The 21,431-nt window shown below is 60.6% G+C and carries 18 protein-coding genes and 2 tRNA genes; 1 reads left to right on the plus strand and 19 read right to left on the minus strand.

Translation table 11 applies throughout. From position 1 onward, the window contains the following. Nucleotides 1-134: 134 nt before the first annotated feature. Nucleotides 135-311, plus strand: a complete 177-nt coding sequence (locus C4N22_RS07865) for a hypothetical protein (RefSeq protein ID WP_223387700.1) — start codon at nt 135-137, stop codon at nt 309-311. A 98-nt stretch (nt 312-409) separates the two neighbouring features. On the opposite strand, the gene C4N22_RS07870 is transcribed toward C4N22_RS07865, so the two are convergent. The 19 genes from C4N22_RS07870 to purE form a co-directional block, all read right to left on the minus strand. Further along, nucleotides 410-661 (minus strand): DUF6061 family protein, encoded by a 252-nt coding sequence (locus C4N22_RS07870; RefSeq protein WP_112148573.1) that lies wholly within the window; start codon nt 659-661, stop codon nt 410-412. A gap of 152 nt (nt 662-813) precedes the next feature. Beyond that, nucleotides 814-899, minus strand: a tRNA-Tyr gene (locus tag C4N22_RS07875). A 156-nt stretch (nt 900-1,055) separates the two neighbouring features. Continuing rightward, a tRNA-Thr gene (locus C4N22_RS07880) sits at nt 1,056-1,130 on the minus strand. An 80-nt stretch (nt 1,131-1,210) separates the two neighbouring features. Beyond that, nucleotides 1,211-2,074 (minus strand): 16S rRNA (adenine(1518)-N(6)/adenine(1519)-N(6))-dimethyltransferase RsmA, encoded by an 864-nt coding sequence (rsmA, locus tag C4N22_RS07885; RefSeq protein WP_022257038.1) that lies wholly within the window; start codon nt 2,072-2,074, stop codon nt 1,211-1,213. 86 nt (nt 2,075-2,160) lie between these two features. Continuing rightward, nucleotides 2,161-3,552: a S41 family peptidase gene (locus C4N22_RS07890; RefSeq protein WP_112148574.1), complete on the minus strand. Its 1,392-nt coding sequence runs from the start codon at nt 3,550-3,552 to the stop codon at nt 2,161-2,163. 143 nt (nt 3,553-3,695) lie between these two features. Next, nucleotides 3,696-4,997, minus strand: a complete 1,302-nt coding sequence (locus C4N22_RS07895; protein WP_112148575.1) for a M23 family metallopeptidase — start codon at nt 4,995-4,997, stop codon at nt 3,696-3,698. An 18-nt stretch (nt 4,998-5,015) separates the two neighbouring features. Continuing rightward, nucleotides 5,016-5,921 (minus strand): cell division protein FtsX, encoded by a 906-nt coding sequence (locus C4N22_RS07900; protein WP_112116008.1) that lies wholly within the window; start codon nt 5,919-5,921, stop codon nt 5,016-5,018. Next, entirely contained in the window at nt 5,918-6,607 is a 690-nt protein-coding gene (gene ftsE, locus C4N22_RS07905) for a cell division ATP-binding protein FtsE (protein ID WP_022257043.1), read from the minus strand. The genes C4N22_RS07900 and ftsE overlap by 4 nt, the downstream gene beginning before the upstream one ends. Before the next feature lie 126 nt (nt 6,608-6,733). After that, the gene (locus C4N22_RS07910; RefSeq protein ID WP_022257044.1) at nt 6,734-7,819 is read right to left on the minus strand and encodes a PucR family transcriptional regulator; all 1,086 of its coding nucleotides are present in this window, start codon (nt 7,817-7,819) and stop codon (nt 6,734-6,736) included. Between the two features lie 261 nt (nt 7,820-8,080). After that, entirely contained in the window at nt 8,081-8,785 is a 705-nt protein-coding gene (locus C4N22_RS07915) for a pseudouridine synthase (RefSeq protein ID WP_112148576.1), read from the minus strand. A gap of 106 nt (nt 8,786-8,891) precedes the next feature. Beyond that, nucleotides 8,892-10,337, minus strand: a complete 1,446-nt coding sequence (gene purB / locus C4N22_RS07920) for an adenylosuccinate lyase (RefSeq protein WP_022257046.1) — start codon at nt 10,335-10,337, stop codon at nt 8,892-8,894. A gap of 139 nt (nt 10,338-10,476) precedes the next feature. Beyond that, nucleotides 10,477-14,169, minus strand: a complete 3,693-nt coding sequence (locus C4N22_RS07925) for a phosphoribosylformylglycinamidine synthase (protein WP_112148577.1) — start codon at nt 14,167-14,169, stop codon at nt 10,477-10,479. Nucleotides 14,170-14,379: 210 nt separating this feature from the next. Beyond that, complete coding sequence (gene purD / locus C4N22_RS07930) at nt 14,380-15,684, minus strand: phosphoribosylamine--glycine ligase (protein ID WP_112148578.1); 1,305 nt, start codon at nt 15,682-15,684, stop codon at nt 14,380-14,382. Between the two features lie 55 nt (nt 15,685-15,739). After that, nucleotides 15,740-16,921 carry a phosphoribosylaminoimidazolecarboxamide formyltransferase gene (locus tag C4N22_RS07935; RefSeq protein WP_112148579.1) on the minus strand — a complete coding sequence of 394 codons (1,182 nt, stop codon included), beginning with the start codon at nt 16,919-16,921 and terminating at the stop codon, nt 15,740-15,742. A 31-nt stretch (nt 16,922-16,952) separates the two neighbouring features. After that, nucleotides 16,953-17,753 carry an IMP cyclohydrolase gene (locus tag C4N22_RS07940; protein WP_112116012.1) on the minus strand — a complete coding sequence of 267 codons (801 nt, stop codon included), beginning with the start codon at nt 17,751-17,753 and terminating at the stop codon, nt 16,953-16,955. Beyond that, entirely contained in the window at nt 17,753-18,349 is a 597-nt protein-coding gene (gene purN / locus C4N22_RS07945; protein WP_112148580.1) for a phosphoribosylglycinamide formyltransferase, read from the minus strand. Before purN ends, C4N22_RS07940 begins: the two co-directional genes overlap by 1 nt. After that, on the minus strand, nt 18,343-19,389 hold the full coding sequence (gene purM / locus C4N22_RS07950) for a phosphoribosylformylglycinamidine cyclo-ligase (RefSeq protein ID WP_022256625.1): 1,047 nt from the start codon (nt 19,387-19,389) through the stop codon (nt 18,343-18,345). Before purM ends, purN begins: the two co-directional genes overlap by 7 nt. Before the next feature lie 4 nt (nt 19,390-19,393). Continuing rightward, nucleotides 19,394-20,872 (minus strand): amidophosphoribosyltransferase, encoded by a 1,479-nt coding sequence (gene purF / locus C4N22_RS07955; protein WP_112148581.1) that lies wholly within the window; start codon nt 20,870-20,872, stop codon nt 19,394-19,396. Next, entirely contained in the window at nt 20,872-21,372 is a 501-nt protein-coding gene (gene purE, locus C4N22_RS07960) for a 5-(carboxyamino)imidazole ribonucleotide mutase (RefSeq protein ID WP_022256627.1), read from the minus strand. Before purE ends, purF begins: the two co-directional genes overlap by 1 nt. Nucleotides 21,373-21,431 lie beyond the last annotated feature (59 nt).

A 21,431-nucleotide genomic window follows, 5' to 3' on the forward strand; every position in this document is an offset into this window, starting at 1 on the left:
CACCGTGCTCCTGAACTGGTGCGCGGTTTTCTGGAAAAGATTCTTGCTCCCAAGCAGGAGCGCACCATGAATGTGCCGCAGAAAAACCGCAAGCGTGGGCAGGATATGGAACTTTGATTTTCGGAGGATACCATTTGAACAAAAAGAAGAAGTCAAACAAATCCGGCTACCCGGATGAAGCAATCAAGACCCTTGCACGTTGCTTTTATCCCTCCATGGTTGAGTTTTTCAACAGCGAGGAAGGCCAGCGTGAATATGAGGAATGGCTGAAAGAGCAGGAAGCTCTACAAGCCTTGCCTGTTGCAGCATAAAAACAGCAGGACGCTCCCAGTAAAGGGAACGCCCTGCCTTATATAGATGTATCTCACCGAGGTGTGTCCAGTTGGGCACACCTCTTATTTTTTTGCCCTCAATCTTCTAGCCCATGGCTCCCGGCTGCATTTTTCAAATATTCCTCCGGGTCACCGTTCAGAATCAAATCCGCATAGCCCAGTGGGTCGTTGTAGATGAGGTAGTCCAGTTCAGTCTGCTGGGCCATGGTCACATCCAGCGCATCCTCGACCCCGGTACAGTCGATGGAGATTTTTCTCCCATCCCGGAGCCGCAGCTCCACACATCCAGTGTCCATGTTGAAATGGCAGGCTCTTGCATCGTACTTCATAATCGCATCCTCCAAATCTCGTTATTGGCTTACGGTCTATGACAAGGTATCGGAGTTTTACGCCGTCCACGGGAGCCTTCATTCTCAAACCCGAAGAAAACGAAAAATCCGAACCCTTCTCCAATCGGAAATAGGTTCGGATTTTTCTTGTTTGGTGGGCGCGGGTGGATTCGAACCACCGAAGCTGAAAAGCAGCAGATTTACAGTCTGTCCCCATTGGCCACTCGGGAACACGCCCATATTCTTTTCACAGTCCGTGCCGGACTGCCTGTATATCTTACCACTGCCCCGGGGATTTGTCAAGTTTTTTGCCGCAAATTATTTTACAGGAATGCGGGCAGCCTCTTCCCAAAAGAAAAACACCCGAACCCTCAACGGATTCAGGTGCCTTAAATGGAGCTGGTGACAGGAGTTGAACCTGCAACCCACTGATTACAAATCAGTTGCGCTGCCATTGCGCCACACCAGCAGACATTACATGGGATATTATATCACCAGAATGCCGGTTTGGCAAGTTCAACTTTTGCAGCTGCTTCATTTTGCTTTTTCTTATGCGTTGGCCGCTTTCAGCGCCTGCTGGATGGCGGCAAAGTCCTCCAGGGTCAGCGCCTCGGGGCGGATACGGGCGTCGAAGCCTGCGGCCTCAATGGCGTGGATGACATTCTCTTTGGGCAGCGAGAGGCCGCTGGCGATGGCGTTGGCAGCGGTCTTTCGGCGCTGGCCAAAGGCCGCGCGGATGAGGGCAAAATAGCCCTCCTCGTCCTCTACCTGCACGGCGGGGGTGGGGCGGATGTCCATGCGGACCACCGCGCTGGTCACCTTGGGAGCCGGGTAGAAGCTGCCCGGAGCGGCGGTGAACATCATCTTCGAGGTGGCGTAGTAACTCACCGCGCAGCTGATGGCGCTGGAAGCCCGGGTGCCGGGGGTCGCGGCCAGACGGTCGGCTGCCTCTTTCTGGACCATGACGGTCAAGCTCTCGATGGGCAGGCGGTCGCCCAGCAGCTTCATGACGATGGGGCTGGTGATGTAATAGGGCAGGTTGGCGCAGAGGGCCACTGGCATCCCGGGGAATTCCTCGGCAATGAGGGCCCGGAGGTCCACTTTCAGCACGTCCTGCATGACCAGTTTAAAATTGTCCACCCCGGCCATCGTCTCAGCCAGCAGGGGCGGCAGGCGCTCGTCCACCTCAATGGACACTACCTTGGCAGCCCGCTTGGCCAGCTCCCGGGTCAACACACCGATGCCAGGGCCGATCTCAATGACACCATAGCGCTTGTCCACGCCGCTGACGTCCACGATCTTCTGGGGGATGCCCGGGTTGATGATAAAGTTCTGCCCGAATCCCTTGGAAAGGGCAAAATCGTATTTTTCGCACAAAGCGCGGACGTAAGACAGGTCAGTCAGCTCCGGCATAGGTTCCATCCTTTCGTGTTATCACATTTCTGGCAAAAAGGCCTCCGGCACTGCGCCGGGGGCCTTTTGTTGATTCACTTGTTGTTTCAGCCGTTGGAGGATGCGGCGCTTTCAGCCGCCTCACTGGATGCTTCGGAAGATGCAGCCTCGCTCTCGCTGACGGCTTCGCTCTCCGCGGCAGACTCGCTTTCAACGCTCCCTTCACTGTCGGCACCGGCATCCTCTGCAGCCGCGCTGGAAGCGGCCTCGTTGACACCGCCCACAGTGGTAGTACCGCTGAGCTGTTGAGCCGTGCTGACGGCACGCTGGATCTGCGGGTCGGTATCGAGGGTAAAGTCGTAGTAGCTGGTCTGCTCATCGGCAGTCAGGCTGCGCTCCACATCCACGGTCAGGCCCGTGCCGTCAAAACAGGAGCCGTCGCCGCAGAGCAGCTTTGCCACCGTGACCACCACAGCGCTGCCATCGGACAGACGCTGGGGGCTGGACTGGATGGTGCCCTTGCCCATGGTGGTGGTGCCCACCAGCCGGGCCCCGCTTAGGGTACGCAGGCTGGATGCAAACAGCTCCGCCGCGCTGGCCGTGTTGCCGTTGACCAGGCAGACCAGCGGCAGGGCGATGGCGCTTTCGCCGGTGCTGCTGCCCAGTAGGGTGCGGTTGCCGTACTTATCCTCGGCATAGGCCAGCGTCCCCTCCGGGGTGATGAGGTCGATGCAGCTGATGGCATCTTCGAGGATGCCGCCGCCGTTATCCCGCAGGTCAAACACCAGGCTGGTGGCCCCGCTGGCGGTCAGGCTGCGCAGGGCGTAATCCAGCTCACTGGGAGTGGTGCCATCGAACTGCCAGATTTTGATGTACCCCACCGAATCCTGCAGCAGAGCAGAATCCACGGTGGTAGCGGTATAGCCGGAATGGGTCAGGTCCGCGTTGTGCTCCGAGGCCTCACTGTCCAGCCAGGTGACTTTGACACTGGTGCCGGACTCGCCCCGCAGGCGGGTCTGGACGGCGTCCACACCCGACATGCTCTTGACATCATCGCCGTCCACAGCGGTGATGTAATCGCCCACTTTGATCCCTGCTTCCTGGGCGGGAGAATCCGTATACACCTTGGTGACCTTGGCATAGCCGGACTGGTCGATGGCCAGCTCCACACCAATGCCCAGCAGGGTGCCGTTCTGGACGTTGATCAGGTCGGTATAGGCGGAGGCAGTGTAGTACCGGGCGTACTTATCGCCGGTGCCCAGCAGGTAGCCGGCGCTCAGGCGGTCGTAGAGCACCGTCTCGTCGATATCATAGTAATCGTTGCCGCGCACATAGCGGTCTACTTCGGCCAGCTTGTTGTACATGCTCTCTTTTTCTTTGACGCTGGACACGGTGCTGTCAAACAGCCGCATGGCCAGCAGCATGGTAATGGAGAACGTAACGGTCATGGCCAGGATGACGATGGTGACCGCCATCCCCAAAGAGATCTTCCGATTCATTTCCGTTCCTCCACGCTCAGACCAGCAGCATCAGCACCACGCTCCCGAGGACCGAGAGCAGGAACACCCCTGCAAGCAGCAAACAGCCAACGCGCAGAAAGCGCTTGCGTTTTTCTTCGTTCATAATCGCCAAATGGCCTCCTTTATCTCATGGGGATATAACCGCGGGGGTTGACCGCGTTCGCCTTGGAACCGCCGCGCCACACTTCCAGGTGGAGGTGGTTGCCCGTGGAATTGCCAGTGCTGCCCACATAACCGATGACCTCACCCTGCTTGACATACTTGCCCGCCGAGGTGGCCACCGAGCGCATATGGCCGTACAGCGTACTGTAAGCCACACCGTCCGACATTTTGCCGTGATAGATGATGACATAGTTGCCATAGCCGCCGCTGGACCAGCCAGCCACCTGCACATAGCCGCTGGCGGCCGCGTAGATGGGCGTCCCCCCCGGGGCGGCAAAGTCGGTGCCAGCGTGGAGCTTGTTGACGCCGGAAACCGGGTTTTTGCGCCAGCCGTACTCACTGGAGATGCGGGTATAGCTCTTGAGCGGGCAGATGAAGCCGGTAAAGCTCAACTGGGGCTGCGCCGCCGCAGCCGCGGCGATCAGCTTCTGGATCTCTTTCTTGACGGCCTCGTAGTTCATCTCATCAGACTCGATGGCCGCCTTGGCATCCTGCTGGGCTTTCTGGGCCTCAGCCGCACTCAGCTGGGCTTCCCGGACGCTGGAATTCAACTCGTTCTGCTTGGACTGCATCTGGCTGTTCTGGGCGTCCAACTCGGCCTTTTTGCTCTGGAGCTGGGTGCGTTCCTCTTCCAGCACAGCCTTATCGTTCTGGAGCGCCTCTTTGGCGTTCTTCATGTTGTTGAGGATCTCGGTGTCTTTGATGGAGATATCCTGCATCACTTCATTGAACGTCAGCAGCTCGTACAGGTCGTTCACCGAGGCCAGCATGGCCACGCTGCCGCCGTCCCGCAGCTCCTGCATGGCGGCCATGTGCTGCTTGAAGCCGTCCCACTGGTCCGCGATCTCCGCTTCCTTGGCGGCGATCTCCGCTTCCTTGGCGGTGATCTCCTGCTCCTTGACGCCGATGCTGTTCTGCACATCGGCGATCTGGCTCTTGAGCACGCCGATCTGCCCCTGGATGACCGTGACCTTTTCTTTCAGGTCGGACTCCAGCTGCTTGGCGGCGGCCTCTTTCTTCTTGGCATTCGAGAGTTCTTTCTTGTGCTGCTCAATGGACTGCGAGAGCTTGTTGAGCTTGTTCTGCAGTGAGGACATGCTGGTGGCTGCAGAGGCCGGATAGACCGTGACACTCAGGGTCAGGCAGGCCGCCGCCACAAAGAGGCTGGCTGCCCGGAGGAACGTGCCGCGGCCGCCGCGGGGCTTTTCGTGGGCCGGGCGGTGGTACAGGACAAACCCTGCGGAATGTTTTGGGTGTTTCACTGAGGGTGCTCCTTTCGCTTACACATTGAGATGTTTGCGGATGGAGAACATACTGCCGAAGCCGCCGACGATGGCACCGCCGGCCAGGCTGTAGACCAGGATGTTGCGCCAGACATATTCCAGCGGCACCAGAGCCGTGCCCATCAGCAGCTGCCACAGGCCGCCCAGCGTGCTGGACGCCTGCACGATATACGCGTACCCGCCGATGGTAACGCCCGCTGTGAGCAGACCGGAGAGCAGGCCCATGGTCAGACCCTCAATGACGAACGGCAGGGTGACAAGGGCGTTGGTGGCGCCCACATATTTCATGATCTCAATTTCCCGGCGGCGGGCAAAGACGCTGAGGCGGATGGTGCTGCCCACCGTGATGATGCTGACGATCATCAGCACCAGCACGATGCCGCGGCCCATCTGCGTGACGGCCTGCTGCACCTGCACAAACGTGTTGGTCATCTCAATGGGAGCCGCCACGCTGTACACGCCGGGGATCTGCTGGAACGTCTGGCTCATGGCGCTCATCTGGCTCAGGTCGCCCAGTGAGACGCGGTAGTTGGCCTTGAACGGATTGTCCGTCTCAAATTCATCCAGCAGGACGGCGTAATCCGCCATATACCCCCGGTACTGGTTGAGGACGTCCTCTTTGGACATATACTGCATCCGGCTCACACCCGGGGTGGCGGCGATCTTCTCCCCTACCGACTGGATGGTGGCGTCGTCCGCATTGGGGTCCACATAGACCACCATCTCGTTCTGCTGGCCCAGGTAATTGACCATGCTGTCCACATTGACTTCGACCAGGGTGGCAAAAATGTTCAACGTCATGCAGACGCTGAGGGAGGCGATGCAGGCAATGGTCATGGCCCAGTGCTTGCCCAGGTTGCGCACGCCGCGCTTGGTAAGGAACGCGAAAGTCGAGGGCTTCATACCAGCACCTCCTTTTTATCCGCGGGAACGTCCGAGATGATGCGGCCCTCTTTCAGGGTGACGACACGCTGATGGAAGCGGTGCACGAGCTCGTGCTCATGGGTAACAACGAGGACGGTAATGCCCATTTCGCTTACCCGCTCCAGCAGCTCCATCATCTCAAGGCTCAGCTCGGGGTCGATGTTGCCAGTGGGCTCGTCTGCAATGACCAGCTTGGGGGCGTGGGCCAGGGCGCGGGCCACGGCCACACGCTGCTGCTCACCGCCGGAGAGGAACTCCGGGTAGACATTGGCCTTATCCTCCAGATGCACCAGCTCCAGCATGTAGCCCACCCGCTCTTTGATCTGTTTGCGGCCGATGTTGGTCACATGCATGGCAAAGGCGATGTTCTCATACACCGTCATACTGGGGATGAGGCGGAAATCCTGGAAGATAATGCCCATCTGGCGGCGCAGGTAGGGGATCTGGCGGCGGCGCATCCGGGCCACATCCCGGCCGTCCACAAGCACCTTGCCCTCGCTGGGCACTTCCTCGCGGAGAATGAGCTTGAGCAGGGTGGATTTGCCCGCGCCGGAGTGGCCCAGCAGGAACACGAACTCGCCGTCGTCCACATGGAAGTTCACATCCTCCAGCGCCAGCTTGCCGCCCTTTTTATATTCTTTGGAAACGTGTTCAAAATCTATCATGAGATGGATACTCCTGACTTTTGAATTTGCGGGTCAAGAATTTTTCCCGAAAAAAGAACCGGCCAGCATCGGGTTTCGAGCGGCCGGTTCTGCGCCGGCGGCCCTTGCAGCCGCCTTGGCGAAACATCAATATTTGGCCGGGTTGTTGGACAGGTACTTCTTGACCATCAACGCCACCTTGAAGACGATAGCGTCATCGAACTCACGCAGGTCCAGGCCGGTCAGCTTTTTGATCTTTTCCAGACGATACACCAGCGTATTGCGGTGGACAAACAGGCCGCGGCTGGTTTCAGAAACGTTCAGGTTGTTTTCAAAGAAGCGCTGGATGGTGAACAGCGTCTCCTGATCCAGGCTCTCGATGCTGCCCTGCTTGAACACCTCGCGCAGGAACATCTCACACACGGTGGTGGGCAGCTGGTAGATCAGGCGGGCGATGCCGAGGTTATCGTAGCGGATGATCTGCTTCTCGGCATCAAACACCTTGCTCACTTCCATGGCGATCTGGGCTTCCTTGAAGCTGGTAGCCAGATCCTTGACGTTGGCAATGGGGGTGCCAATGCCGACGACAGCCTTGATGTAATGCTCGCCGGAGAGGGTATCCACAATGCTGGCGGCCAGCTTCTCCATATCGGAGCGGTCGATGCCCTTGCGGATCTCCTTGACGAGGACGGTGTCCGTCTCGCTGATATTGAAAACGAAGTCCTTCTGCTTATCAGGGAACAGGCTGCTGACCACATCGTAAGCGGAGATATCGCCGCCGGAGGTCACGCGCACGATGAACACCACACGGGAAACATCGGTGGCAAAGTGCAGCTCGCGGGCCTTGGCGTAGATATCGCCGGGCAGGATGTTGTCCAGCACGACGTTCTTGATAAAGTTGGACTTATCGAACTTTTCGTCATGATACTGTTTGATGCTCTGCAGGCTGATGGAGAGCACCGCGGCAAACTGGCCAGCCGTCTCGTCAGCGCCTTCCACAAACACGGCATAGTCGTTATGCTTTGCGCTGGAGAACTGCTGGTAGGTGTAACCGTCCCGCACAAAGCGGTCGCCCGCGGTCAGGCGTTCAGCCATAAAGCCCTCACGCACCTCGCCGATCAGGTTCAGCTCGGAGCAGGAGATCACCGCGCCGGTCTCATCCACCACGCCGACCACACGGTCGATCGCGTCTTTCATCTGGTAGATCACGCTCTGAAATACTCTATTGGCCATAAATGGATACCCCTTTTCCTCTTTTGTGCAAGCCGCTGTGGCATGGATTGTGATTTTTAACAATTTCGCCGCTTTACAATCTATATTTTACACAAAAGAATTTACTTTTGCAACATATTTCACCAAAAAAGTTTCTATTTTCTTGGTCAAATTATCTGCCGGAGTCGCTTTTCGGCCAAAAAGTGCCTTTTTGCGTGGTTCTTGGCCCTATTTTAACGGCTAAATGTGATGCTTTTTTGAAATCCGCGTGAAAAGCCGACCTCATTTCGTGGTAATTTCTGCCACTTCAGCCGCCGTCAGCTCCCGCCACTGGCCCGGAGTCAGCGTTTTGTCCAGCTCCAGCCCGCCGATGGCATCCCGGTGCAGCCCGTTGACGCCTGCGCCGTACACGCCGAACATCCGCTTGATCTGGTGGTACACCCCCTGTTTGAGCACCACCCGCACCACAAGGCCGTCCTCCGAGAGGGCGCTCACCTCTGCCGGGGAGAGGGCCGTGCCGTCCGCCAGGGTAACGCCCTCGGCAAAGCCCTGCCGCATCTCTTCGGTCAGCGGGGTGTCCAGCGTGACGGTGTAGGTCTTGGAGACATGGCGCTTGGGGGCCAGGATGTCGTGGGCAAAGCCGCCGTCGTCCGTCAGCAGCACAAAGCCGGTGCTGGTCTTGTCCAGCCGCCCGGCCGGGAACAGCTCCCGCCGGGGGTAGGCATCCCCTATCAAGTCCACCACGGTGGTGTCCCGCTTGTCGGTGGACGCGCTCACCACCCCCTCGGGCTTGTTGAGCATGAGGTAGACGAATTGCTGGTACGCCAGCGGCTGGCCGTCCACGGCCACGGTGTCGCTGTCTTTGAGCTGGGTGTCGCCTTTTTTGCAGACGGCTCCATTGACCGTCACCCGCCCCTTTTGCAGCAGGTTTTTTGCCTCGCTCCGGGTGCACTGGGCCGTTTCGGCCAGATATTTATCGAGACGCATTGTTTTGCTCCTAAAATCATTTTTGTCCCATTTTATCATGTATCGTGTTTTTCCGCAACAGAAAAGAGGCCACCGCCTTACGGCAATGGCCTCTCCATTCTGATTCTCAGACGCTCAAACTCGCGTGCTGCTCCACAGCATCGGGGTTGGCGTCAAAAATGGGCTTGAGGATGTGAGCGATGAACTCGTCCACCTGCTGGGGTGCACGGCCCACAAAATTCTCCGGCACCAGACCGGCCACGATCTCCTCTTTGGTCAGGCCAAAGGCGGGGTCCGCCGCAACGCGGTCCACCATATCGTTGGGCAGGCCCTCTTCCTTGACCTGCTTGCCGGCGGCAATGGCGTGCTGGCGCAGGCGCTCGTGCAGCTCCTGACGGTTGCCGCCCTTTTCCACGGCCTGCATCATGATGTTCTCGCTGGCCATGAACGGCAGCTCTGCCATCAGACGGCTGCGGATGACCTTGGGGTAGACCACGATGCCGTCGGTGACGTTGAGCATGATGTTCAGGATCGCGTCGGCAGCCAGGAAGCCCTCGGCCATGGCGATGCGCTTGTTGGCGCTGTCGTCCAGGGTGCGCTCAAACCACTGGGTGCCCGTGGTGATGCTGGGGTTGAGCACGTCCACCATCAGGTAGCGGGCCAGGGCGCAGATGCGCTCGCACCGCATGGGGTTGCGCTTGTAGGGCATGGCGGAAGAACCGATCTGATTCTTCTCAAAGGGCTCCTCCATCTCCTTGAAGTTGGCCAGCAGACGCAGGTCGGTGGCAAACTTCATGCAGCTCTGGGCAATCCCGGCCAGCGCGTTGAGGATGAATGCATCCACCTTGCGGCTGTAGGTCTGGCCCGAGACAGGGATGACGGCCTCGCGGTCAAAGCCCATCTCCTCGGCGATGGAGGCATCCACGGCGCGGATCTTGTCGGCGTCGCCCTTGAACAGCTCCATAAAGGAAGCCTGGGTGCCGGTGGTGCCCTTGACGCCGCGCAGCTGCAGGGTAGCCAGCCGGTGGTCGATCTCGTTGAGGTCCATCACCAGCTCGTTGGCCCACAGGGTGGCGCGCTTGCCCACGGTGGTGGGCTGGGCGGGCTGGCAGTGGGTGTAGGCCATGCAGGGCATGTCCTTGTACTCCTTGGCAAAGTGGGCCAGCTTGGCCAGCACGCCAATGAGCTTTTTGCGGATGAGCTCCAGGCCCTGCCGCATCACGATGATGTCGGTGTTGTCGCCCACATAGCAGCTGGTAGCACCCAGATGGATGATGCCGGCGGCCTTGGGGCACTGCTGGCCGTAGGCATAGACGTGGCTCATCACGTCGTGGCGGACCAGTTTCTCCCGGGCAATGGCGACGTCATAGTTGATATCGTCCACATGGGCTTCCAGCTCGGCCACCATTTCGGGGGTGATATTGGTCAGGCCCTGCTTCATCTCGGCCCGGGCCAGCGCCACCCACAGGCGGCGCCAGGTGCGGAACTTGTTGTCATCCGAGAAGATGTACTGCATCTCATCGGAGGAGTAGCGGGTGGAAAAAGGGCTGATATAACGGTCATGCTGAGACATTGGTTTTCCTCCTGAAAGTAACTCCCCCAGTCGCCTTCCGGCGACAGCCCCCTCAAAGAGGGGGCCTTTCAGCCTCCCTCTCCGAGGGAGGTGGCATCGCGCCAGCGATGACGGAAAGAGTTTTTTCTCTATTCTACCATCAAACCTTGAAATAGTCTACGCCGCCCTCAAAGATCGGCTGGTACTTGTCGCCAGTCACGTTCTTGTACAGGAACTCGCCGCTGCGCTCCGAGTGGCCCATCTTGCCAAAGACGCGGCCGTCCGGGCTGGTGATGCCCTCGATGGCCAGCACCGAGCCGTTGGGGTTGTAGCTCTGGTCCATGGTGGGCTGGCCCTCCAGATCAACGTACTGGGTGGCGACCTGGCCGTTGGCGATCAGCTTGTCCAGCACCTGCTGGGGAGCCACAAAGCGGCCCTCGCCGTGGCTGATGGCCACGGTATACTCGTCGCCCACGGCGCACTTGCTCAGCCAGGGGCTGCCCGTGGAAGCAATCCGGGTGCGCACCAGCATACTCTGGTGGCGGCCAATGGTGTTGAACGTCAGGGTCGGGTCATACTGGCTGATCTCGCGGATATCGCCGTAGGGCACCAGACCCAGCTTGATCAGGGCCTGGAAGCCGTTGCAGATGCCCAGCATCAGGCCGTCCCGCTTCTGGAGCAGGCTGCGCACGGCCTCGGTGACGGCGGGGCTGCGGAAGAACGATGCAATGAACTTGGCGCTGCCGTCCGGCTCGTCGCCGCCGGAGAAGCCGCCGGGCAGCATGACGATCTGGCTGTTGTCAATGGCCTTGACCAGAGCCTCGCAGCTGGCGGTGACGTCCGCCGGGGTCAGGTTGCGGATGACGAGGATCTCCGGGTCCGCACCGGCCCGGGCAAAGGCCTTGGCGGTGTCGTACTCGCAGTTGGTGCCCGGGAAGACCGGGATGATCACTTTCGGTTTTGCCACGCCGATCTTGGGGGCGGCGGGAGCAGCCAGCTGGCCGTCGATCTTCTCCACACTGGCGCCTGCCTTGCGGTAGGGGTACACGGGCTCCAGCTTGGACTCCCAGATCTCCTGCAGCTGGGCCATATCCAGCTTCTCGCCGCAGCACTCGAACATGTAATCTTTGGTGGTCTCGCCCAGCAGCTCACCGGCCGGAGAGTCGGAGACCATTTCCAGCACGATGGAGCCGTACATGGGCTCAAACATCTCGCCGGTGGATTTATCGGCCATCATCTTGAAACCGATGCGGTTGCCCAGGCCCATCTTGAACAGAGCCTCGGCCAGGCCGCCAAAGCCCACGGAGCAGGCAGCGGCCACCATGCCCTCTTCCATCATCTGCTCCACCATCTTGTAGTTGGCTTTCAGGGAAGAGAAGTTGGGGCAGCCCGTCTCGGGGTCGAGGATGGGGCGCACCAGCACGACGGTGCTCTCCGGCTTCTTGAACTCGGTGGAGACCACACGGCCTGCCTTGCCGATGGCGGTAGCAAACGACACCAGCGTGGGAGGCACATCCAGTTCCTCAAAGGAGCCGGACATGCTATCTTTACCGCCGATGGAGCCAATGCCCAGGCCCATCTGGGCATCCAGCGCGCCCAGCAGGGCAGCCAGCGGCTTGCCCCAGCGCTCAGGCTTATTGCCCAGACGCTCGAAGTATTCCTGGAACGTCAGATAGGCGTCCTCGAAGCGGAAGCCGGAGGCCACCAGCTTGGTAACGCTCTCCACCACGGCCATACGGGCACCAACGTACTGGTTGGCGCTCGTCAGGTAGGGGTTGTAGCCCCAGGCCATGCCGGAGCAGGTAGTCGTCTCGCCGTCCACCGGCAGCTTTGCCACCATGGCGTTCTGCGGGGTGAGCTGATAGGCACCGCCAAAGGGCATCAGGACGGTAGCGGCTCCAATGGTGGAGTCGAACCGCTCAGACAGGCCCTTTTTGCTGCACACGTTCAAATCGCCCACCATGTGCTTCATCTTCTGGCCAAAGGTGATGCCAGACCACTGGGGCTGCCAGACGGTGCCCTTTTCGATATGGACATTCTGGTGCTTCTCGGCACCATTGGAGTTGAGGAACTCGCGGCTGATGTTAACGATGGACACACCGTTCCAGACCATGTTCAGGCGTTTTTCCTCGGTGACCTTTGCCACGGGGGTCGCCTCAAGGTTTTCCTCGTTGGCCAGGGCGATGAACTTGTCCACGTCTTCCGGGGCCAGGGCCACGGCCATGCGCTCCTGGCTCTCGCTGATGGCCAGCTCGGTACCGTCCAGACCGTCGTATTTCTTGGTGACCTTGTTCAGGTCGATGTACAGGCCATCGGCCAGCTCGCCAATGGCGACAGACACGCCGCCGGCGCCAAAGTCATTGCAGCGCTTGATCATCTTGCAGGCGTCTTCCCGGCGGAACAGGCGCTGCAGCTTGCGCTCGATGGGAGCGTTGCCTTTCTGCACCTCGGCACCGCAGTGGTCCAGGCTTTCGAGGTTGTGGGCCTTGGAGGAACCGGTGGCACCGCCGATGCCGTCGCGGCCGGTGCGGCCGCCCAGCAGAACGATGACATCCCCGGGGGCGGGGCACTCGCGGCGGACATGGGAAGCGGGGGTAGCACCCACGACCGCGCCGATCTCCATCCGCTTTGCCACATAACCGGGGTGATAGATCTCATCCACCTGACCGGTCGCCAGACCGATCTGGTTGCCGTAAGAGGAATAACCGGCGGCGGCGGTGGTCACCAGCTTGCGCTGGGGCAGTTTGCCGGGCAGCGTCTGGCTGACGGGTACCAGCGGGTCGCCCGCGCCGGTGACGCGCATGGCCTGATAGACGTAGCTGCGGCCGGACAGCGGATCGCGGATGGCACCGCCGATGCAGGTGGCAGCACCGCCGAACGGCTCGATCTCCGTCGGGTGGTTGTGCGTCTCGTTCTTGAAGAGGAACAGCCAGTCCTCCTCCTTGCCGTTGACATCGCACTTGATCTTGACGGTGCAGGCGTTGATCTCGTCGGACTCGTCCAGATTCTTGAGGATGCCCTGCTTTTTCAATTCCTTGGCACCAATGGTGGCCAGGTCCATCATGCAGCGGGGTTTGTTCTCCCGGCCCAGATCCGCGCGCATGGCCATGTAGCGGTCAAAGGCTTCCTGCACCACGGCGTCGTCGATCTGCACATCGTCCAGAATGGTGCCGAACGTGGTGTGGCGGCAGTGGTCGGACCAGTAGGTGTCGATCATCTTGATCTCGGTGATGGTGGGGTCCCGCTTCTCGGAGCGGAAATATTCCTGGCAGAACTTGATGTCGCCCAGATCCATGGCGAGGCCCTGCTTGTTGATAAACTCTTTCAGGCCCTCTTCCTCCAGCTGGTTGAAGCCCTCCAGCACGGCCACGGCGGTGGGGACGGGGTACTCCATCTTGAGGGTGGCCTTTTCCTCCAGCGAAGCCTCGCGGGCCTCCACCGGGTTGATGACATATTTCTTGATCTCAGCCAGCTGCTCGTCGGTCAGAGCGCCCTGCAGCAGGTAGACCTTGGCGGAGCGGACCAGCGGGCGCTCGCCCTGGCTGATGAGCTGGATACACTCGGCGGCAGAATCGGCGCGCTGGTCGAACTGGCCGGGCAGGTACTCCACCGCAAAGGACACGCCGCCATCCTGAGGCAGGGTGTCGTAGGTGTTGTCCACCGGCGGCTCGCTGAACACGGTGGTGGCGCACTGGTGGAACAGAGCTTCATCAATGCCCTCCACGTCGTAGCGGTTGAGCAGCCGCACCCCGTTCAGGGACTGGATGCCCAGCAGCGAGACCAGCTCATTTTTCAGGCCCTCGGCTTCCACATCAAAGCCGGGCTTTTTCTCGACATAAATACGATAGACCATTGGGTAAAATCCCCCTTTATTTTTAGCGTCTTAGCCCTCTCAGGCCGCCTATCGGCGTCCAGCTCTCCCAAAGGGCGAGCCCTTGGCAAAGAGGTATCGTTTTGTAGGAACGCATGGCGTTTTTTATAAACTTTACGGCCTGCCAAAGCCTCTCACTTCGGGAGAGGTGGCATTGCGCGGCGATGACGGAGAGGTTGTACAGAGCAGCTGTTATTCTTTCTCCGCAATTGCTTTCAGGGCCCGGAAGCCGATGTCCGTCCGCTTGTGCAGCTTCTCGAACGAGATCTTCTCGGCGGCGGCGTAGGCCTGGGTGATGGCAGCGGTCAGGCGGTCAGCCGTGGCCGTCACGCCCAGCACACGGCCGCCGTTGGTCACCAGCGTGCCGTCCTCTTGGATGGCCGTGCCGGAGTGGTAGACCGTGATGTTCTCCTCCCCTGCCAGCTGGCCGTCCGTCAGGCCGGAGATCGGCTTGCCTTTCTCGTAGCTGACAGGGTAGCCGCCGGAGGCCAGAATGACACAGGCAGCGGCACCGTCCGAGAACTTGACTTCCGTGTCCGCCAGCGTGCCGTTGGTGCAGGCCAGCATGATCTGGAGCAGGTCGCTCTGGAGCAGGGGCAGCACCACCTGGGTCTCAGGGTCGCCGAAGCGGCAGTTGTACTCAATGACCTTGGGGCCGTCCGGGGTGAGCATGAGGCCGAAGTAGAGGCAACCCTGAAAGGGGCAGCCCTCGGCGTTCATGGCATGGATGGTGGGCAGGAAAATTTTCTCCATGCACTCGGCGGCGATCGCCGGGGTGTAGTAGGGGTTGGGAGCCACCGTGCCCATGCCGCCGGTGTTCAGGCCGGTGTCGTGGTCATTGGCACGCTTGTGGTCCATGCTGGACACCATGGGCTTTACCACCTTGCCGTCCGTGAAGCTCAGCACGCTGACCTCCGGGCCGGTGAGGAATTCTTCCACCACCACATGGTTGCCGGAAGCGCCGAACTTTTTGTCCAGCATGATCTCTTTCACGCCGTCGGCGGCCTGCTGCTCGTTCTCGCAGATCAGCACGCCCTTGCCCAGCGCCAGGCCGTCGGCCTTGATGACCACCGGGTATTTGCCCTCGGCCTTGATGTACTCCATGACCTTGGCCGGGTCATCGAATGTCTCATATTGGGCGGTGGGGATGCCGTATTTCTTCATCAGGTCCTTGGAGAAGACCTTGGAAGCCTCAATGCGGGCAGCAGCCTTGTCCGGGCCAAAGGCCGGGATGCCGACCTTTGCCAGCGCGTCCACCATGCCCAGCGCCAGGGGGTCATCCTGCGCCACCACGACATAATCAAATTTTTCTTCGGCCGCAAAGGCCACCATGGCCTCCACATCCGTGGCCTTGATGTTCTTGCACCGGGCGTCATAGCTGATGCCGCCGTTGCCCGGCGCGCACCATACCTCGCCGCAGTCCGGGCTCTTTTTCAGCGCCTTGATGATGGCGTGCTCACGCCCGCCGCCGCCGACTACTAAGATTTTCTTTTTCATATCTGTACCTTCTTTATGAAAGCATTGTCTGTACATCGCTTCCGTTGCTCTTTGCTCAGTGATGGAACAGCCGGATGCCGCAGAACGCCATGGCGATGCCGTACTTGTTGCAGGTGTCAATGACCTGCTGGTCGCGGATGGAGCCGCCGGGCTGGACGATGGCCGTCACGCCGGAGCGGCGGGCACGCTCGATGTTGTCGCCAAAGGGGAAGAACGCGTCAGAGCCCAGGCAGACGCCCGTTACATGGCTCAGGTACTCTTTCTTCTCTTCGGCGGTCAAAGGCGCGGGCTGCTCGGTAAAGGTCTCGGCCCAGACATCGTCGCCAATGACATCCTCCGGGGTGTCGCCGATGTAAACATCAATGGCGTTGTCCCGGTTGGGCTTTGCCACATCATCGCGGAACGGCAGGTTGAGCACCTTGTCCATGTGGCGCAGCTGCCAGTTGTCGGCTTTCTGGCCGGCCAGACGGGTGCAGTGGATGCGGCTCTGCTGGCCGGCACCCACGCCGATGGTCTGGCCGCCGTAGGTGTAGCAGACGCTGTTGGACTGGGTGTATTTCAGGGTGATGAGGGCAATGATGAGGTCCCGCTTCTGCTCCTCGGTCACGGTCTTGTTCTCGGTGACCCAGTTGGTGAGCATGGTGTCGGCGTTGATGGCCAGCTCGTTGCGGCCCTGCTCAAAGGTGATGCCGTACACCTGCTTGTGCTCCACGGGGTTGGGCTTGTAGTCCGGGTCGATGGCGACCACGTTGTAGTTGCCCTTTTTCTTGCTGGCAAGGATCTTCAGGGCTTCCGGCTCGTAGCCCGGGGCAATGATGCCGTCGGAGACTTCGTGCTGGATGAGCTTTGCGGTGGGGACATCACAGACCTCGGAGAGGGCGATCCAGTCGCCGAACGAAGACATGCGATCGGCACCGCGGGCGCGGGCATAGGCGCAGGCCAGCGGGGAGAGCTCAAAATCCGGGGCAATGTGGTACATCTTCCGCTCCACCTCGGTCAGGGGCAGGCCCAGGGCCGCGCCCGCCGGGGAAACATGCTTGAACGAGGCCGCCGCGGGCAGGCCGCAGGCGGTTTTCAGCTCCTTGACCAGCTGGATGGAGTTGAGGGCATCCAGAAAATTGATGTAGCCGGGCTTGCCGTTCAACACGGTCACGGGCAGGTCGGAGCCATCTTCCATATAAATGCGGCTGGGCTTCTGGTTGGGGTTGCAGCCGTACTTCAGTGCAAGTTCATTCATTGGTGCATCCTCCTTAAAATCTCCGGTGCGTTTATTCTTCCTCAGCGTCGAGCTTCTTGAGCAGTTCCAGCTCCTCGGGCAGCAGCTCCGGCTCCTCGGGGTCGTCCAGGTCGCTGCAGACGGCGTCGTATTTGTTGAAGATCATGTCGCCGCTCTCGCCGGTCTCCAGGTCGATCACCCGGGCAAACAGGCTCACTTTGTTGTCGGCGTTCAGGCTGCTCCACAGGCCCTGGGCAAAATCGCCGATGGTGCGGGGGCAGGCAAAGCGGAGGGGCTCGCCCTCAAAGCTGGGGATGGGGCTGCCGTTGTGCTTGTAGGTGCTGATGAAGTGGCCCTCACCGGCCACAGGCTGGGGATAATCGAAGAAATAGCGCTGGACGCTCTCGCCATTGCCGTCGGCGGATTTGAGAATGCTCATCTGATAGCTGCCGTCCTCGTACACCACGGCGGAAATGCGGGGGGTGTAGTTGGGGCCGTCCGGCTCAAAGGTGCGGGTGCGCAGACTGTCGGCAAAGCTCTTGCCGCGGCTCATGCCATCGTAGATGGTATCCGTCTGGTCGCCGTTGGTCACAATGTGGGTCTTGCCCAGGGTGAGCACGGGGTTGTAGATGATGAGGCTGGGGTCTTCCAGCTTTGCCGGGTCGGCCGCGATGGTGCAGATCCCGCCCCGCTCGGGCACGGGGTCAAACACGCGGTTGCGGCTGTTCTCGCTGCGGCCCATGATAAAATAGCCAATGAACATCTGGCGGCCATCCGGGGCCTTTGCCACTGCAATGCCGCGGCCGGGGTACTCGTTGGAAGCCAGATATTCGTTCAGGTCGATCTTTTCCATTATTTTATCTCTCCATTACAAATCATGGCCACTGCCTTGGGCAGCAGCTTCCACTCGGCCTGCTCCATCACCCGCTTCTGCAGCACCTCGGGGGTATCGCCGGGCAGGATGTCCACGGCCTTTTGCAGCAGGATGGGCCCGCCGTCGCACTCCTCGTTGACAAAGTGGACGGTGGCACCCGTCACCTTGCAGCCCCGGGCCAGCGCGGCCTCGTGGGGGCGCAGGCCGTACATGCCGGGCCCGCAGAACGACGGGATGAGGGCGGGGTGGACGTTCAGGATGCGGCGCGGATAGGCCGCGATGACGCTGGGGCCCAGCACGGACAGAAAGCCCGCCAGCACCACCAGGTCGATGTCGTGCTCCTTGAGCACGGCCAGCAGGGCGGCGTCAAAGTCTTCGCTGGCGGCATAATCCTTGCGGCGGACAACAACGCCCTCCACGCCAGCCTTGGCGGCCCGCTCCAGCGCATAGACACCGGGCTTGGAGGCCACCACCAGTTTGATCTTGCCGTTGGGGTTCTCGCCCCGGGCTTCGCTGTCCAGCAGGGCCTGCAGGTTGGTGCCGCCGCCGGAGACGAGCACTGCAATGTTCAGCACAGCTCCACACCCTCGCCTTCTGCAATGACGCCCAGGCGGTAAGCCTCCGGCTCGCCGTTCGCGTGGAGGATGTCCAGTGCCTTGTCTGCCTGCTCGGCCGGGACAGTGAGCACCATGCCCACACCCATGTTAAAGGTGTTGAACATATCGTGCTCGGAGATGCCGCCCTCTTTCTGCATCAGGTGGAAGAGGGCCGGGGTGCGGACATCCTCTTTCTTGATGCGGGCGCAGCAGCCTTTCTTCAGGCTGCGGGGGATGTTTTCATAGAAGCCGCCGCCGGTGATGTGGGAGATGCCCTTGACATCCACCTCTTCCAGCACTTTCAGCACGGGCTTGACGTAAATTTTGGTGGGGGCCAGCAGGGCCTCGCCCAGGGTCTTGCCGCCCAGCTCCGCGGGAGCGGTCTTCAGAATATCGGGGTTGCCGTCGATGTCAAAGATCTTGCGCACCAGCGAGAAGCCGTTGGAGTGGACGCCCGTGGAGGGCAGTGCCAGAATGACATCACCGGGCTTCATGGTGTCGTTGTTCAGGATCTTTTCTTTGTCCACAACGCCCACGGTGAAACCGGCCAGATCGTACTCCTCCTCCGGCATCATGCCCGGGTGCTCGGCGGTCTCGCCGCCCACCAGAGAGCAATCGGCCTGCACGCAGCCCTCGGCCACGCCCTTGACGATCTCAGCGATCTTTTCCGGGATGTTGCGGCCGCAGGCGATGTAATCCAGGAAGACCAGCGGCTTTGCACCAGCGCAGATGACATCGTTGACGCACATGGCCACGCAGTCGATGCCGATGGTGTCGTGCTTGTCCAGGATCATGGCGATCTTCAGCTTGGTGCCCACGCCGTCGGTGCCGGAGATCAGCACCGGGTGCTTGTAGCCCGTGCAGTCCAGCTCAAACAGGCCGCCAAAACCGCCCAGACCACCGATGCAGTGCTCGTTCATGGTGCGGGCAACGTACTGTTTCATCAGCTCCACCGAGCGGTAACCAGCGGTGATATCCACACCTGCTGCTGCATAGCTTTCCGAATAGCTCTTTTCCATCTTGTTACTCTCCTAACTTTTTCTCGTCCTTGGGACGGTCGTTGAGATGACGCTCGTGAATATCGGTCGAAAGCACTTCCTTCGGCTTGACGGCGTATTCCCCCGTGAAGCAGGCCGTGCAGAAACCACAGTGGGCATTGGGAGCCAGCTTGACCACATGCTCCGTGGAAAGGTAGCCCAGCGTGTCCGCCCCGATGATCTCATTGATCTGGTCCACGGTGCGGCCCGTGGCCACCAGAAGCTTCTGGTCCGGGATATCCGTGCCGAAATAGCAGGGATACTTGAACGGCGGAGCCGAGACCCGGAAATGGACCTCCCTGGCACCCGCGTCCCGCAGCAGCTTGATGATGCGGGCGGAGGTGGTGCCGCGGACGATGGAGTCATCCACCAGCACCACCCGCTTGCCCTTGACGGTGCTGGTCACCGCGTTGAGCTTGATGCGGACGCTGTTCTCGCGCTGTTTCTGGCTGCCCTGGATAAAGGTGCGGCCAATGTATTTATTTTTGATGAAGCCGATGCCGTAGGGGATGCCGCTCTCCTCGGAGTAGCCGAGGGCGGCGTCCAGGCCGGAGTCCGGCACGCCGATGACCACATCGGCCTCCACGGGGTGCTCCTGCGCCAGGAAGCGGCCCGCCTGCTTGCGTGCCTCGTGGACGGACTGGCCTTCAATGATGCTGTCCGGGCGGGAGAAGTAGATGTACTCAAACACGCACATCTGGCTGTCCGGGCGGCCCACATGATCCCGGATGCTCCGCAGCTCGCCGGTCTTGGCATCGGCCACCACGATCTCACCGGGTTCCACATCCCGCAGGAGAGTGGCTCCAGCGGCGTCCAGGGCGCAGCTCTCGCTGGCGAAGACATAGCCGCCGCCCGGCAGGGTACCGATGCACAGGGGCCGGTAGCCGCGGGGGTCACGCACCGCGATGAGCTTGGTGGCGGACATGATGACGAGGCTGTAAGCACCCTCCAGCACGTCCATCGTCTTGCTGATGGCAGTCTCAATGCTGCCCATCCGCAAGCGGTTGCGGGTAACGAGGTAGCAGATCACTTCGGTATCAGAGGAGCCATGGAAGATGGCCCCCTCATTTTCCAGCTGGCGGCGGAGCTCCAATGCATTGGTCAGGTTGCCGTTGTGGCACAGGGCCATGGTGCCCCGGCCATGCCGGACGATCATGGGCTGAGCATTGGCCCGCACCCGGCTGCCGGAAGTGGCATACCGGACATGGCCGGTAGCCATGTGGGCGGTAGGCTTTGCCAGAGAGGCCAGCACCGCCGGGGTGAACACCTCGTTGACAAGGCCGAGATCCCGGTGGCCCTCAATGACGCCATCGTCGTTGACGGCGATGCCGCAGCTCTCCTGGCCGCGGTGCTGCAGCGCGTACAGGGCGGAGTAAGCGGCAGCGGCCACGTCCTCCGTCCCGGCGCGGTCATAGATGCCAAAAACGCCGCACTCTTCGTGAAGCGGATATGCAAAATCAGACATTACAGTTCCTCGATCTCTTTCTGCAGTTTTTCCTCTTTGGCGGCGATCTGTTCCGCCATGGCCGCGCGCTCGGCAGCCAGCTTGGCGGCCAGAGCATCGTCGCTCAGGGCCAGGATCTCAGCGGCCAGCCAGGCGGCGTTCTTGGCACCGTTCAGGGCCACGGTCGCCACAGGGATGCCGCTGGGCATCTGCACGGTGGCCAGCAGGGCGTCCAGGCCGTCCATGGCACCGCCTTTCATCGGGATGCCGATGACGGGCAGGGTGGTGTTGGCGGCAAAGGCACCGGCCAGATGGGCGGCCATGCCGGCAGCGCAGAGAATGACGCCAAAACCATTCTCTTTTGCGCCCTTGGCAAAGGCAGCCGCCTCCGCCGGGGTGCGGTGTGCCGACAGGATGTGTGCCTCAAACGGGATGTCCAGCGCCTTGAGCTGGGCACAGGCCCCCTTGACCACCGGCCAATCGCTGTCCGAACCCATAATGACTGCAACTTTCCGAACCATCGAAATCCAACCTCTCTTTCTCTTTTCCGATCCACGGCAAACAAAAAAGGCTGTGGTAC

The organism is Faecalibacterium prausnitzii, from assembly GCF_003287495.1.
In the GTDB taxonomy this organism is placed as follows: Bacteria; Bacillota; Clostridia; order Oscillospirales; family Ruminococcaceae; genus Faecalibacterium; species Faecalibacterium prausnitzii_I.